General features: G+C 72.1%; 14 protein-coding genes. 12 read left to right on the top strand and 2 right to left on the bottom strand.

Features of this window, described 5'->3' with window-relative positions:
- The first annotated feature begins 81 nt into the window (after window positions 1-81).
- The 3 genes from ACIBF8_RS19170 to ACIBF8_RS19160 all read left to right on the top strand — a co-directional run bounded on the left by ACIBF8_RS19170 (window position 82) and on the right by ACIBF8_RS19160 (window position 2,947).
- Window positions 82-1,197, top strand: coding sequence for a M24 family metallopeptidase (locus ACIBF8_RS19170; RefSeq protein WP_396784504.1), 1,116 nt, complete (start codon window positions 82-84; stop codon window positions 1,195-1,197).
- A complete protein-coding gene (locus ACIBF8_RS19165; protein ID WP_396784502.1) occupies window positions 1,194-2,336 on the top strand; it encodes an acyl-CoA dehydrogenase family protein in 1,143 nt (380 codons plus the stop codon). Before ACIBF8_RS19170 ends, ACIBF8_RS19165 begins: the two co-directional genes overlap by 4 nt.
- Before the next feature lie 104 nt (window positions 2,337-2,440).
- Window positions 2,441-2,947 (top strand): Lrp/AsnC family transcriptional regulator, encoded by a 507-nt coding sequence (locus tag ACIBF8_RS19160; protein WP_396784500.1) that lies wholly within the window; start codon window positions 2,441-2,443, stop codon window positions 2,945-2,947.
- Here the strand turns inward: ACIBF8_RS19160 and ACIBF8_RS19155 are convergent.
- Window positions 2,877-3,488 carry a histidine phosphatase family protein gene (locus ACIBF8_RS19155; protein WP_396784498.1) on the bottom strand — a complete coding sequence of 204 codons (612 nt, stop codon included), beginning with the start codon at window positions 3,486-3,488 and terminating at the stop codon, window positions 2,877-2,879. The two genes, ACIBF8_RS19160 and ACIBF8_RS19155, sit on opposite strands and share 71 nt — an antisense overlap.
- Window positions 3,489-3,644: 156 nt before the next feature.
- Between ACIBF8_RS19155 and ACIBF8_RS19150 the strand changes: the two genes are divergently transcribed.
- From ACIBF8_RS19150 to ACIBF8_RS19140, 3 genes are all read left to right on the top strand, one after another.
- Window positions 3,645-3,839, top strand: coding sequence for a CsbD family protein (locus tag ACIBF8_RS19150; protein ID WP_396784496.1), 195 nt, complete (start codon window positions 3,645-3,647; stop codon window positions 3,837-3,839).
- A 74-nt stretch (window positions 3,840-3,913) separates the two neighbouring features.
- The gene (locus tag ACIBF8_RS19145; RefSeq protein WP_396784495.1) at window positions 3,914-4,255 is read left to right on the top strand and encodes a YnfA family protein; all 342 of its coding nucleotides are present in this window, start codon (window positions 3,914-3,916) and stop codon (window positions 4,253-4,255) included.
- A 162-nt stretch (window positions 4,256-4,417) separates the two neighbouring features.
- Window positions 4,418-5,380 carry a polysaccharide deacetylase family protein gene (locus ACIBF8_RS19140; RefSeq protein ID WP_396784493.1) on the top strand — a complete coding sequence of 321 codons (963 nt, stop codon included), beginning with the start codon at window positions 4,418-4,420 and terminating at the stop codon, window positions 5,378-5,380.
- A gap of 66 nt (window positions 5,381-5,446) precedes the next feature.
- Here ACIBF8_RS19140 and ACIBF8_RS19135 read toward each other — a convergent pair whose 3' ends face one another.
- A complete protein-coding gene (locus ACIBF8_RS19135; protein ID WP_396784492.1) occupies window positions 5,447-6,853 on the bottom strand; it encodes a KamA family radical SAM protein in 1,407 nt (468 codons plus the stop codon).
- 152 nt (window positions 6,854-7,005) lie between these two features.
- Here ACIBF8_RS19135 and ACIBF8_RS19130 point away from each other — a divergent pair, with 152 nt between their 5' ends.
- The 6 genes from ACIBF8_RS19130 to ACIBF8_RS19105 all read left to right on the top strand — a co-directional run bounded on the left by ACIBF8_RS19130 (window position 7,006) and on the right by ACIBF8_RS19105 (window position 13,782).
- Entirely contained in the window at window positions 7,006-8,055 is a 1,050-nt protein-coding gene (locus tag ACIBF8_RS19130) for a zinc-binding alcohol dehydrogenase (protein ID WP_396784887.1), read from the top strand.
- A 4-nt stretch (window positions 8,056-8,059) separates the two neighbouring features.
- Entirely contained in the window at window positions 8,060-9,625 is a 1,566-nt protein-coding gene (locus ACIBF8_RS19125) for an amidohydrolase (protein ID WP_396784491.1), read from the top strand.
- Window positions 9,622-11,181 carry a lysine 5,6-aminomutase subunit alpha gene (locus ACIBF8_RS19120; protein ID WP_396784490.1) on the top strand — a complete coding sequence of 520 codons (1,560 nt, stop codon included), beginning with the start codon at window positions 9,622-9,624 and terminating at the stop codon, window positions 11,179-11,181. Before ACIBF8_RS19125 ends, ACIBF8_RS19120 begins: the two co-directional genes overlap by 4 nt.
- Entirely contained in the window at window positions 11,178-11,939 is a 762-nt protein-coding gene (locus ACIBF8_RS19115) for an OAM dimerization domain-containing protein (protein ID WP_396784488.1), read from the top strand. Before ACIBF8_RS19120 ends, ACIBF8_RS19115 begins: the two co-directional genes overlap by 4 nt.
- Window positions 11,936-12,343 (top strand): hotdog domain-containing protein, encoded by a 408-nt coding sequence (locus tag ACIBF8_RS19110; protein WP_396784486.1) that lies wholly within the window; start codon window positions 11,936-11,938, stop codon window positions 12,341-12,343. Before ACIBF8_RS19115 ends, ACIBF8_RS19110 begins: the two co-directional genes overlap by 4 nt.
- A 101-nt stretch (window positions 12,344-12,444) precedes the next feature.
- Entirely contained in the window at window positions 12,445-13,782 is a 1,338-nt protein-coding gene (locus ACIBF8_RS19105; protein WP_396784485.1) for a glutamate mutase L, read from the top strand.
- Window positions 13,783-13,790: the final 8 nt, after the last annotated feature.

The raw sequence follows: 13,790 nt of genomic DNA, 5'->3' as shown, positions 1-13,790 counted from the left end.
TCCGAGTCAATCAACATCTATGGATTTCCGGCCCGCCGATGTCGATATGGGGTTTGCCCAAACGACCGTTAAGCTGACGGGGTGGGAATCGACGAGCTGTTTCCGCCGGATCGGCTGACCGCCGCGCAGCGCGCCACGGCCGCCGCCGGCCTGGACGCCCTGCTGCTCACCCCGGGCTCCGACCTGCGCTACCTGACCGGGTACGACGCCCACGCGGGGGAGCGGCTGACCTGCCTGGTGCTGCCCGCCGAGGGCGAACCCACCCTCGTCGTGCCGAAGCTGGAGCGTCCGGCGGCGGAGGCGTCCCCAGCGCCGGCGACCGGGGTCCGCATCGTCGACCACATCGACGGCACCGACCCGTACCCCCTGGTCGTCGCCGCCCTCGACGGCCCGGTCGCGGCGGTCGGGCTCGCCGACCGGATGTGGGCCGAGCAGGTCCTCGCCCTGCGCGCGGCGCTGCCCGGCGCCGCGCAACGGCTCGCCGGGGAGGTGCTGCGCGAGCTGCGGATCCGCAAGTCCTCGGCGGAGGTCGCGGCGCTCGCCGAGGCCGGCGCGGCGATCGACGAGGTACACCTGCGGATGGGTGAGTGGCTGCACCCCGGCCGCACCGAGGCCGAGGTGGCCACCGACATCGCCGCGGCGATCCGCGCCGCCGGGCACGTCACCGTCGACTTCGTCATCGTGGCGGCCGGGCCGAACGGCGCCAGCCCGCACCACGGCACCTCCGACCGGCCGATCGGCGCCGGCGAGCCGGTGGTGGTCGACATCGGCGGCACGATGGCGTCGGGCTACCGCTCGGACTGCACCCGCACCTACGTGGCGGGCGGGCCGGCGCCGGCCGAGTTCCTGGACTACTACGCGGTGCTGCGTGATGCCCAGCGCGCCGCCGTCGCGGCGGTACGGCCCGGGGTCACCGGCGCGGCGGCCGACGCCGCGGCCCGGGAGCCGATCGCCGCCGCCGGCTACGGTCCCGCGTTCCTGCACCGCACCGGCCACGGCATCGGTCTCGACGGTCACGAGGAGCCGTACCTGGTGGACGGCAACGACCGGCCCCTGGAGGCCGGGATGGCGTTCTCCATCGAACCGGGGATCTACCTGGCGGGCCGGCACGGCGCCCGCATCGAGGACATCGTCGTCTGCACCACGGACGGCGTGCAACGGCTCAACACCACCCCCACGGAGCTCATCGCGCTATGACTGTCGACCGGATCCTCCCCACCGACGAGGCCCACGACCTGCTGGGCCTCGCCACCGAGCTCGCCGATCGCGAGCTCGCGCCGAAGGCCGCGGCCTTCGAGGAACGCGCCGAGTTCCCCCGCGAGGTGCTGCGGACGCTGGGCCGGGCCGGGCTGCTCGGCCTGCCCTACCCCGAGGAGTACGGCGGCGCGGCGCAGCCGTACGAGGTGTATCTGCAGGTGTTGGAGATCCTGGCCAGCCGGTGGCTCGCGGTCGCCGAGGCGGTCAGCGTGCACACCCTGTCCTGCTACCCGGTGGCGGCGTTCGGCAGCGACGAGCAGCGCAAGCTGCTGCCGGACATGCTCGGTGGCGAACTGCTGGGCGCGTACTGCCTCTCCGAGCCGCAGGGTGGCTCGGACGCGGCGGCGCTGAGCACCCGGGCGGTGCGCGACGGTGACGCGTACCTGGTCTCCGGCACCAAGGCGTGGATCACCCACGCCCGGACGGCGGACTTCTACAACGTCTTCTGCCGCACCGGAGGGGCCGGTCCGAAGGGCATCTCCTGCCTGCTCGCCGACGCGGGCACCGCCGGGATCACCCCGCAGGCGGCCGAGCGGACGATGGGTCTGCGCGCCTCACCGGTGGCGCAGATTGCTTTCGACGAGGCGCGGGTGCCGGCCGACCGGCTGATCGGCGGCGAGGGGGCGGGCTTCACCATCGCGATGTCCGCGTTGGACTCGGGCCGGTTGGGCATCGCGGCCTGCGCCGTCGGGCTGGCCCAGGCGGCTCTGGACTACGCGGTCTCCTACGCCCGGGAACGACAGCAGTTCGGGCGCTCCATCATCGACTTCCAGGGCCTCGGCTTCCTCCTCGCCGACGCGGCCACCCAGATCTCCGCCGCCCGCGCGCTGACCCTGGCGGCGGCCCGGCTGCGCGACGCCGGCCGCCCGTACGCCATCGAGGCGGCCAAGGCGAAGCTCTTCGCCACCGACATGGCGATGCGGGTGACCACCGACGCGGTGCAGGTGCTCGGCGGCGCGGGTTACGTGGCCGACCATCCGGTGGAGCGGTACATGCGCGAGGCGAAGGTGTTGCAGATCGTGGAGGGTACGAATCAGATCCAGCGGATGGTGATTTCCCGGTCGTTGGCCAAGGGCTGACGGTGCGTCGTGGTGCGGCTGCGGTGGGTGTGTCACTGCCCGCCGCGGCCCGCCACCCGGGTACCTCGTCGCCGTGCGGCGGTTTTCCCGGTAGGTTGCACGCCGTGGAGGAGATCGACCGCGCTATCGTCGCCGCGCTGACCGCCGACGGCCGTCTGTCGTACACCGACCTGGCCGAGCGGGTGGGGTTGTCGGTGTCCGCCGTGCACCAGCGGGTCCGCCGGCTGGAGCAGCGCGGGGTGATCAAGGGGTACGCCGCCCGGGTGTCGTTCGAGGCGCTGGAGCTGCCGCTGACGGCGTTCGTGGCGATCCGCCCGTTCGACCCGTCGCAGCCGGACGACGCGCCGGAGCGGCTGGCCCACCTGCCGGAGATCGACTCCTGCTACTCGGTGGCGGGGGAGGACTTCTACCTGTTGCTGGTGCGGGTGGCGAGCCCGACCGACCTGGAGCGGGTGCTGCAGGAGATCCGCACCTCGGCGAACGTCACGACCCGGACGACGGTGGTGTTGTCCACGCCGTACGAGAACCGGCCGCCGAAGATCAATGCTGCGGCACCGAGTCGGTCGCGGTCCCGGGCGCCGGAGGAGCCGGCTGGTTCCACCGCAGGATGACCTGCCGGCTGTGTTCGTGACCGAGCGCGCTGACCGTGGCGGTGTCCAGGCGTAGCCGTCCGCCGGCGGACGGGGGCAGGCCGATCCAGCGGGCGCCGAGCACACGCAGGCTGTGCGCGTGCCCGACCAGTGCGACGGAGCCACGGTCGAGCAGTGGGGTGACCCGGGCCAGCACCCGGTCGAGGCGTTCGCCCACCTGCGCGGGGGACTCGCCGCCGGGGCAGCCGTCGGTCCAGATGTTCCAGTGCGGATCGTCGTCGTGGATGTCGACGGTGGTGCGGCCCTCGTACTCGCCGTAGTTCCACTCGCTGAGGTCCTCGTCGACGGCGTCGACGGTGAGACCGGCCAGCTGAGCGGTGCGCAGCGCCCGGGAGCGGGGGCTGGCCAGCACGGTGACGAAGCGTCGGCCGGCCAGGAACGCGGCCAGGGTGCGGGCCTGTCGCTCACCGTCGGGGGTCAGCTCCAGATCGGTGTACGAGGTGTGCCGCAGGCTGGCGCTCCAGGTGGTCTCGCCGTGCCGGATCAGCAGGAGCTCTCCCATGCGGTCAGTTAACCATCGTGGGAGGGGCCGACAGGCGACCCACCCACAACCTATCTTCCTAGGATGCCCTACCGGGTGTGCCGACCAGCACCACCGGTTTCGGCACCGGAAGACCGGGCAAGCGAGCCGGGACAACCGCCAGGCCGAGGAGGCGCGATGAGCTTCACCGAGAAGGCAAAGAACAAGGTTGAGCAGATGGCCGGCGCCGCGAGGGAGCGCGTCGGCGACATGACCGACAACGAGCGGATGCGTGGCGAGGGCGCCAGCCAGCAGAGCGACGCGCGCGCCAAGCAGGCCGGGCAGAGCATGAAGGATGCCGGCAGCAAGATTAAGGACGCCTTCAACAAGTGACCTGAGCGGTCATCGGGTCCCCAGGCAGGTGCTGCCCGGGGACCCGACATGTGTGCGCCGCTAGGGTCTGCGGCGTGACCGTGCTGCGCTCCCTGGTGTTGTTCGCGCTGGCCGCGCTGGCCGAGATCGGCGGCGCCTGGCTGGTCTGGCAGGGGTGGCGGGAGCAGCGCGGGCTGTGGTGGATCGCGGCCGGGGTGGTGGCGCTGGGCTGCTACGGCTTCGTTGCGACGTTCCAGCCGGACCCGAACTTCGGCCGGATCCTGGCCGCGTACGGCGGGGTGTTCGTGGCCGGGTCGTTGGGCTGGGCGATGATGGTGGACGGCTTCCGCCCGGACCGGTGGGACCTGACCGGCGCGGCGCTTTGCCTGCTCGGTGTCGCGGTCATCATGTACGCCCCGCGCGGCGGCTCCGCCTGATCCACTGTCCCCGCCGCGCCGGTGGTGGGCAACCCGCCGATCTTGCACTTACTGTCCCGGCACAAGGGGCATTTACGCTTGTACCGACAACCGAAACTGCAAGATCGACGCGGTGGACTCGCGGGGCAGTGAGGCATCCCCGCGTCTGCGATGATCTGCGGCGTGATCCGACCCCGGCTTCGTCCGTTGTGGTGTGGCGTACTGGTTACGGCGACCGTTGTTGGCGGCGTCGCGTGCACGGCGTCCCGGGTGCCGCCGCCGGACCAGCCGGTCTTCGTCGGCTCGTCCGCCTCTCCGGCCGTGCCGTCGACCAGCGCCACGGCACCGGGGGCGGTTCCGACGGCCTCCGGCATGCCGCAGGGCAACCCGACGCCGACCGTTCCGACGCCGACCGTTCCGACGCCGACGGTTGCGGCTGTCCCGGGGGCGACACGGGTGGGGACCAGGGCGCCGGTGGTGGATCACGGGCCGCGGACCGGCAACAAGGTCGCGTTGACGTTCGACGCGGACATGACCGACGCGATGTTGGCCAGCCTGCGTGCCGGTCGGGTGAAGTCGTACGCGAACCTGCGCATCCTCGACCTGCTGGAGCGGGAGCAGGTGCCGGCGACGTTCTTCCTGACCGGCAAGTGGGTGCAGCGGTACCCGGACGTGACCCGGCGGATCGCCGGCAATCCACGCTTCGAGTTGGCCAACCACACCTATGGGCATGCGGCGTTCACCGCCAACTGCTACGACCTGCCGCGGCTGCCGGTTGACGAGTTGGCCGGCGACGTGGCGAAGACGTTCGCGGTGATCGAGCCGTACGGGGGTCGGCAGACCCGGTACTTCCGTTTTCCGGGGTTGTGTCACGACGCGGCGGCGCTGGACGCGTTGGCGCCGCTGGGTGTGACGGTCGTCGACGGGGACGTGGTCAGCGGTGATCCGTTCGCGACGGCGTGGAAGCCGTTGGTGCGGGCGGTGTTGGACCACGTCCGCCCGGGGTCGGTGGTGATCATGCACGTGACCGAGGCGAACGCGGCGATGACCGACGAGGCGTTGCCGCACATCCTGGCCGGGTTGCGGGAGCGGGGTTTGGTGCCGGCGCCGTTGTCGGAGGTGTTGGCCGGCTCGCCCGTCTCCTGACCGGGCGCCGGACGTGACACACCCCGGACGGTCGGCCGTCCGGGGTGTGTCACGTCGTGGGTGGGATCAGTCGTCGCGGTGGTCGGCCCACCACTGCTGGCCGTCGGCGGGCAGGGTGTCGATCGGGTCGTAGTAGGCGTAGCGCTTGTTGAGCGCCTCCAGGTCGGCGGATTCGATGGAGGTGCGGTAGTTCTTCGTCCAGTAGGAGATGCCGCGCTCACGGTCGTAGTCGGTGAGCATGTGCACCCAGCGCTTGCCGACGAAGGGGACGTCGCAGACGATCCGGGGGGTGGCGTAGCCGGGTAGGTAGCCCATGATGTCGTGCTGGAGCTGCTGTGCGTGCCAGACCGGGACTCGCCAGTGTTCGGCGTTGGGGATCATGTCGCACATGTAGAAGTAGTACGGCAGGATCCCGGCTTCGCCCTGGAGCGCGAAGCAGAGGTCGAGCAGTTCCGGGGTGGTGGCGTTGACGCCGCGCATGAGTACGCCCTGGTTGCGGACGTCGCGGACGCCGACGTCGAGGGCGGTCTGGGCGGCCTTGGCGACCAGTGGGGTGAGCGACTGGGCGTGGTTGACGTGGGTGTGGATGGCGAGGTTGACGCCGCGGCGGGCGGCGGTGCGGGCGACGCGTTCCAGGCCTTCGACGACGTCGGGTTGCAGCCAGTGTTGGGGGAGGCCCATGAGGGCCTTGGTGGCGAGCCGGATGTCGCGGACCGTCTCCAGTTCCAGCAGCCGCATGAGGTACGACTCGAGGTTGCGCCAGGGCACGTTGGCCACGTCGCCGCCGGAGACGACGACGTCGCGGACGCCGGGGTGTGCCTTGAGGTAGGCGATGTGGGCGTCGTAGCGGTCGACGGGCTTGAGGGTGAGTTTGAGTTTGTCGACGGCGGGGGTGGAGTTGCCGACGAGGTCCATGCGGGTGCAGTGTCCGCAGTACTGCGGGCAGGTGGAGAGCAGCTCGGCGAGGACCTTGGTGGGGTAGCGGTGGGTGAGCCCTTCGGCGACCCACATGTCGTGCTCGTGGAGGCTGTCGCGGCTGGCGTAGGGGTGGGACGGCCAGTCGGTGCGCCGGTCGGAGGCGACGGGGATCATGTAGCGGCGGATGGGGTCGGCGAGCAGCGCCTCGGTGGTGAGGGGCGCGAACGGCACCATCGTGTTGATCATCTGCGGTGGCACCAGCATGGACATGGTGGCCATGGCCTTCTGGTCGGCCTCGAGGTCGGCGTAGAAGCTCTCGTCGATGAGGTCGCCGAGGACGGCGCGGAGCTGCTTGATGTTCTTGACGCAGTTGACGCGTTGCCACTGGGCGGATTCCCACTGGTCGCGGGTGACGTGGCGCCAGCCGGGGAAGCGGGTCCAGTCGGGTTCGACCAGGGGGCGGCGGTGGTATTCGTACGGTTGCCCGGCGGTCGGTGCGGCGACCGGGGCGTGACGGGGTTGAGGGATGGTCTCAACCGGTTGGGTCTGGGTCACGGCCCCTCCTCGGTGCTGCGGTTGATCAACGGGCCCGAAGGCTACTGGAAAATATTCGGTACAGAAACTAGTCTGCCGTAAGTTTTCCCGTTACGCGAGCCTTGACCGGGGCTTCGGACGGCTGGACAGGGGAGGTCGGCGTGACGTCACCGGTGGGACTGCACCGCGTCGTGCAACCGGCGGGGGTGCTGCCGCAGGCGGCCTGGCGGTTGGACGCGTCCGCCGCCATCGCGCCCAACGAGGTGCGGATCCGGGTGCAGCGGCTCAACCTGGACGCGGCGAGTTTCCGGCAGTTGTCGGAGAAGCACGGCGGCGACGGTGACGCGGTCCGTGCCGAGATGCTGGAGATCATCTCGACGCGGGGGAAGATGCAGAACCCGGTGACCGGCTCCGGCGGGATGCTGATCGGCACGGTCGAGGAGGCCGGCCGGCGGTCCCCGCTCGGGCTCAAGGCGGGGGAGCGGGTCGCCACTCTGGTGTCGTTGACGTTGACGCCGCTGGTGATCACCGACGGGTTGGCCCGCTGGGACGGCCGCAGCGAGCAGGTGCCCTGTGACGGGTGGGCGATCCTGTTCGCGCGGTCGATCGCCGCGGTGCTGCCCGACGACGAGGACCCTCAGTTGTCCCTCGCCGTGCTGGACGTGTGCGGGGCGCCCGCGCTGACCGCCCGGGTGGTGTCGCGGTACGTCGAGGATCGTCAGCGTGCCGGTGACCCGACTCCGGTACGGGTCGCGGTGATCGGTGGGGCGGGCAAGAGCGGGTCGCTGTCCCTGGCTGCGGCGCGGCGGGCGGGTGCCGCTCGTACCGTCGGGGTGGTGCCGGTGGCGGCGGAGCGCGACGCGCTGACGGCCGCCGGTCTGGCCTCGGTGGTGGCGTTGGCCGACGCGCGCGACCCGGTGGGATTGTCCACGGCGGTGACCACCGCACTGGGCGCCCCGGCGGACGTGACGGTGGTGTGCGTGGACGTGCCGGGCTGTGAGCACGGGGCGGTGTTGGCTACCGCGGACGGCGGCACAGTGATTTTCTTCTCCATGGCGACGAGCTTCTCCGCGGCCGCGTTGGGCGCGGAGGGGCTGGCGGCGGACGTGACGATGCTGGTGGGCAACGGGTACGTGCCGGGGCACGCGGAGCTGGCGCTGGGGTTGTTGCGTGCCGAGCCGGGGGTGCGTCAACTGTTCGCGGCGCGGATCGCGGCAGACTGAGGTCATGACGAACCCCTCGACGTTGTACCGCGGCGGCGTGCTGCACTGTCCCGCCGACCCGAGCGCCACGGCGCTGCTGGTGTCCGGTGGGCGGATCGCCTGGTTGGGGACCGACGGCGACGCGCCGCCGGCCGACCAGGTGGTGGACCTGGGCGGGGCGCTGGTGACGCCGGCGTTCGTGGACGCGCACGTGCACGCCACCGACACCGGGTTGGCGTTGTCCGGGCTGGATTTGTCCGGGGTGCGCTCGGCGGGGCAGTTGCTCGACGCGGTGGCGGGGTTCGCGGCGGGTCTGCCGGCCGACGCGGTGGTGTTGGGGCACGGCTGGGACGAGTCGGGCTGGTCGGATCCGACGTTGCCGGATGCGGCGGCGTTGGACCGGGCGGCCGGTGGCCGGCGGGTGTACCTGTCGCAGGCGTCTATCCACTCGGCGCTGGTGTCCTCGGCGATGCTGGCGGCGTGCCCACCGGCGGTGCAGGCTCCCGGGTACGACGCGTCGGGGTGGTTGCGGCGCGACGCGCACCATGTGGTGCGGGCGGCGGCGCAGGGGTCGGTGAGTCGGGCGCAGCGGGTGGCGGCGCAACGGGTGGCCCTCGCGCACGCGGCGTCGTTGGGGATCGCGGCGGTGCACGAGTGCGGTGGCCCGGAGATCTCCGACGAGGAGGACTTCACCGGCCTGCTGGGCATCTCCGGTGCCGGGTTGCCGGAGGTGTACGGGTACTGGGGTGAGTTGGGTGGCGCGGCGCGGGCCCGGGAGTTGGGTGCGGTGGGCGCCGGTGGGGACCTGTTCGCCGACGGGGCGTTGGGGTCGCGCACGGCGCACGTGTCGCAGCCGTACGGCGACGGTGACGGCTGCGGGCACGGGTACCTGTCGGTGGAGCAGGTGCGCGATCACCTGGTGGACTGCGCGGCGCACGGCCTGCAGGGCGGGTTCCACGCCATCGGTGACGCGGCCATCGGGACGGTCCTGGACGGGTTCGCGGCGGCGGCGCGGACGGTGGGTGTGGAGCGGTTGCGGGCGGCCCGGCACCGCATCGAGCACGCGGAGATCATGAACAAGCGGTTGATCGCGCGGTTCGTGGAGTACGGCGTGGTGGCGAGCATGCAGCCGGCGTTCGACCGGTTGTGGGGTGGCGCGGGGCGGATGTACGAGGCGCGGTTGGGGTTGGACCGGTCGTTGGAGTCGAACCCGATGGGTGCGATGCACTCGGTGGGGGTGGCGTTGGCGTTCGGGTCGGATTCGCCGGTGACGCCGCTGGACCCGTGGGGGTCGGTGCGGGCGGCGGCGGCGCATCACAACCCGGCGCAGCGGATGAGTGTGCGCTCGGCGTTCGCGGCGCACACCCGGGGTGGGTGGCGGGCGGTGCACCTGGACGTCGAGGGGGTCCTCGCGTTGGGTGCGCCGGCGACGTTCGCGGTGTGGTCGACGCCGGCGGGGGTGGAGCGGGGTTTGCCGGTGTTGCTGGCCGAGGACCCGGAGCAGCGGGGTCCGGACGACCCGACGCCGCTGCCGGTGTGTCGGCGCCTGGTGCTGCGCGGGGAGGTCATCTATGAGGAAGGGTCATCATGACCGGGAAGCTTGATCTTGATCCGGTGCTGGTGGCGCGGGCGCGGGAGTTGGCGCGTCGGGCCGGGCAGCCGGTGGTGGACCTGGCCCGTAGCCACACCACGGTGTCGGTGGAGCGGGCGGTGCTGCGGTTGGCCGGGGTGACCGGTGCCGACCCGGACGGCATTCCGTGGGTGAACCGGCTCGTCGACGCGGTCGCCGCGGACGTGGGGTTGGGTCACGGGGTGGCGGTGCCGGTGTTCGACGCCCTGGTCCGTGAGGGCAGCACCGATGTGACGTTGCTGGCGCAGAAGGCCGCCGCCGGGTCGGTGCGGTTCACCCAGCCCACCGGGCGGGCGGCGACGGCTGCCCGGTCGGCGGCGCGTAAGGCGGTCGGGGCGGGCATCCGGCGCATCGACCGGCGCCGCGCCGAGCGGGACCGGCTGATCAAGCGGCACGGTGACCCGAAGCAGCGGCCGTGGATCTACCTGATCGTGGCGACCGGCGACATCTACGAGGACATTCCGCAGGCGCAGGCGGCGGCGCGGGCCGGCGCGGACGTGATCGCGGTGATCCGTTCCACCGGGCAGTCGTTGCTGGACTACGTGCCCGAGGGTGCGACCCGGGAGGGGTTCGCCGGCACGTACGCCACGCAGGAGAACTTCCGGCTGATGCGGGCGGCGTTGGACGAGTCGTCGAAGGAGGTGGGCCGCTACGTGCGGTTGACCAACTATGCGTCCGGGCTGTGCATGCCGGAGATGGCGACCCTCGCTGGGTTGGAACGCCTCGACATGATGTTGAACGACTCGATGTACGGGATTCTGTTCCGTGACATCAACCCGGTCCGCACGTTCGTCGACCAGCGGTTCTCCCGGCAGGTGCACGCCCGCGCCGGGATCATCATCAACACCGGTGAGGACAACTACCTCACCACCGCCGACGCGGTCGACGAGGCGCACACGGTGACGGTGTCTCAGCTGCTCAACGAGTTCTTCGCGCACGAGGCGGGGTTGGCGGACTGGCAGCTGGGCCTGGGGCACGCGTTCGAGATCAACCCGGAGGTGCCGGAGTCGTTCCGGTTGGAGTTGGCGCACGCCCTGCTGGCCCGGGAGTTGTTTCCGGACGCGCCGCTGAAGTGGATGCCGCCGACGAAGCACATGACCGGTGACGTGTTCCGGGGCAACCTGCTCGACGGGTTCTTCAACCTGGCCGGTGCGCTGACCGGCCAGGGCATCCTGCTGGTGGGAATGATGACCGAGGCGGTGGTGACACCGTGGTTGTCCGACCGGGACATCGCCCTGCAGAACGTGCGCTACGTGCTGGGCGCGGCCGGTGGGCTGCACGAGGACTTCGTGCCCGCGCCGGGCGGGTTCATCCGCCGCCGCGCCAACCAGGTCCTCGGTGAGGCGCTGGACCTGCTGGAGCGCATCGGGGAACAGACCCTGCTGACGGCCATCGCCGAGGGCACCTTCGGGATCATGAAGCGGCCTGCGGACCGGGGCAAGGGCCTCGACGGGGTCGCCGCGCACGAGGCCGACTACTGCAACCCGGCCACCGACATCCTGGAGGCCGCCGCGTGAGTGCGCAGACCAACAAGCAGATCGTGCGGCCGTACGGGGACACCACCGGTGACGGGATGGTGCAGGTGTCGTTCACCCTGCCGGTGGCCCACGACAAGCGCGCCGAGGGCGCGGCGGTGCAGTTGGCCAACAAGATGGGCATCGACCCGGCGATGGTGGTGCACGCCAAGCCGATGGGCGACGGGTTCACGTTCTTCGTCGTCTACGGGCGGGTCAACCACCTGGTCGACGTCAACGCCGTGCAGGTGGTGGAGCGTGACTTCGCGCTGCTGTCGGCGAAGGACGTCAACACGGTGATCAAGCAGCGGTTGCGGCGCAAGCTGTCCGTGGTCGGGGCGTGCATCGGCACCGACGCGCACACCGTGGGCATCGACGCGATCCTCAACGTCAAGGGCATCGCGGGGGAGAAGGGCCTGGAGTACTACCGGGAGTTGAAGGTCACCAACATGGGCGCGCAGGTCAGCGTGCCGGAGTTGGTGGAGACCGCCCGGGCGGAGAAGGCCGACGCGGTGCTGGTGTCGCAGGTGGTCACCCAACGTGACGCGCACCTGCACAACACCCGGGAGATGTCCGCCGCGTTCCGGGAGGCGATGCCGGCGGGCCGGCGGCCGCTGCTGATCGTCGGTGGCCCCCGGTTCGACGAGACGATGACCGACGAGTTGGGCGTGGACCGGATCTTCGGTCGGGGCACCACACCCGGCGAGGTGGCCAGCTACCTCGTGCACGCCCTGATCACACAGCGGAAGGCGATGGCATGACCGACGCACGGCTCGGGTTGACGGTGACGCACCGGCGGTATGTGCCGTACGCGCACGCCCACTACGCCGGCAACCTCGTCGACGGGGCGTACGCCCTGGGGCTGTTCGGCGACGTCGCCACCGAGGTGTGCATCCGCACCGACGGCGACGAGGGCTTGTTCGCCGGGTACTCCGAGGTGCGGTTCCACGCGCCGATCCACGCCGGGGACGTGGTGGAGGTGACCGCGCAGGTGTCCCGGGTGGGCACCCGCAGCCGCACCCTGGAGCTGCACTGCGCGGTGGTGTGCCGGGGCCGACCGGACCGCTCCGCGTCCGCCGCCGAGGTTCTCGACCCGCCGATCGTGGCGGTCACCGCGACCGGCACCGTGGTCGTTCCCGCCGCCACAGTGAGTCGCGAGGAGTGAGCCGGGGTTGCGAGCCCCGCAGTCGCGAACACCAGAGGCACAGTGAGTCGCGAGGAGTGAGCCGGGGTTGCGAGCCCCGCAGTCGCGAACAGGGTAGGCCGGTGACCCTGGCGGTCTGCGCCGACGTCGGCTCCACGTACACGAAGGTGGCGGTGGTGGACCTGGCCGCCGGTGTCCTGGCCGGCGCGGCGTCGGTGCCCACCACGGTGGGCACCGACGTCCTGCACGGCCTGGACGCCGCGGTCGCGGCGGCCACCGCCGGGCTCGGGGTCCGCGACGTGCCGTGGTACGTGTGCTCGTCGGCCGGCGGTGGGTTGCGGCTGGCCGTGATCGGCTACGAGCCGCTGGTCACCGCCCAGGCCGGCCGGCGGGTCGGGTTGTCCGCCGGCGCGCACGTGGTGCACGTCGCGGCCGGTCGGCTCGGCGCGGCGGACCTGACCGCGGTGCGGGCGGCCCGATGCGACGTGGTGCTGCTCGTCGGCGGCACCGACGGCGGCGACGCCGACACCATCACCCACAACGCCACCCGCCTGGCCCGAGCGCGGTGGCGCACCCCCGTGGTGTACGCGGGCAACGCCGACGCCCGCGAGGAGGTGACCGGGCTGCTGCGCGACGCCGGGGTGCCGGTCACCGGCGCGGAGAACGTGTTGCCGCGCATCGGGGTGCTCGCCCCGGCGTCGGCGCGCGCGGCGATCCGCGCGGTGTTCCTGCGCCACGTCATCGGCGGTAAACGACTGTCGCGGGGCACCCGGTTCGCGCGGCTGGTGCGGGCGGCCACCCCCGACGCGGTGCTCACCGGTGTGGAGGTGCTCGCCGACACCCTCGGCGGTGACCTCGCCGTGGTCGACGTGGGTGGGGCCACCACCGACGTGTACTCGGTGCTCACCCCCGACGAGCGGGCCACCGGGCCGGGCCGGGAGGTCGCCGGCAGTCTGTGGCGGGCCCGCACCGTGGAGGGCGACCTGGGCATGCGGTGGAGCGCCCCCGGGGTGATCCGCGCCGCCGCCGAGGAGCGACTGCTCACCGCGGACGAGTCCGCGCAGCTGACGGCCGCCGCGGCGCGCCGCGCCGACGACCCGGCGTTCCTGGCCGTCGACGACGTCGAGCGGGCCACCGACGCGCGTATCGCCACCCTCGCCGCGACAGTCGCCCTGCGGCGGCACGCCCGGGGCGCCGCCACCGGTGAGCGGGCCGGGCGGGACCTGCGCGACGTACGGCTGATGGTGGGCTCCGGTGGGGTGCTGCGGCACGCGCCGACAGGCACCTCCGGGCAGGTCCTGGCGGCCGTCCTCGCCGACCACGCCGGCGGGTGGGCGGTGCCGCGCGCCGCCGCCGCCGTGGTCGACGCCGACTACGTGTTGGCCGCCGGGGGGCTGCTCGCCGAGGACCACCGGGGAGCCGCGCAGGCGCTGCTGCGTCACCATCTGCGTACGCATTGAGACTCGCC

Origin of the sequence: Micromonospora sp. NPDC050276, from assembly GCF_044459545.1 — a bacterium.
Classification (GTDB): domain Bacteria; phylum Actinomycetota; class Actinomycetes; order Mycobacteriales; family Micromonosporaceae; genus Micromonospora.
The sequence above is the reverse complement of the archived record's forward strand: the minus strand, read 5'-3'. Positions and strand labels throughout refer to the sequence as shown.

Excerpts from the sequence above, each read along its gene's own strand:
- ACIBF8_RS19150 (WP_396784496.1), top strand. The coding sequence starts at position 3,645 with ATGAGCTTCACCGAGAAGGCAAAGAACAAGGTTGAGCAGATGGCCGGC.
- ACIBF8_RS19120 (WP_396784490.1), top strand. The coding sequence starts at position 9,622 with ATGACCGGGAAGCTTGATCTTGATCCGGTGCTGGTGGCGCGGGCGCGG.
- ACIBF8_RS19125 (WP_396784491.1), top strand. The coding sequence starts at position 8,060 with ATGACGAACCCCTCGACGTTGTACCGCGGCGGCGTGCTGCACTGTCCC.
- ACIBF8_RS19110 (WP_396784486.1), top strand. The coding sequence starts at position 11,936 with ATGACCGACGCACGGCTCGGGTTGACGGTGACGCACCGGCGGTATGTG.
- ACIBF8_RS19165 (WP_396784502.1), top strand. The coding sequence starts at position 1,194 with ATGACTGTCGACCGGATCCTCCCCACCGACGAGGCCCACGACCTGCTG.
- ACIBF8_RS19155 (WP_396784498.1), bottom strand. The coding sequence starts at position 3,488 with ATGGGAGAGCTCCTGCTGATCCGGCACGGCGAGACCACCTGGAGCGCC.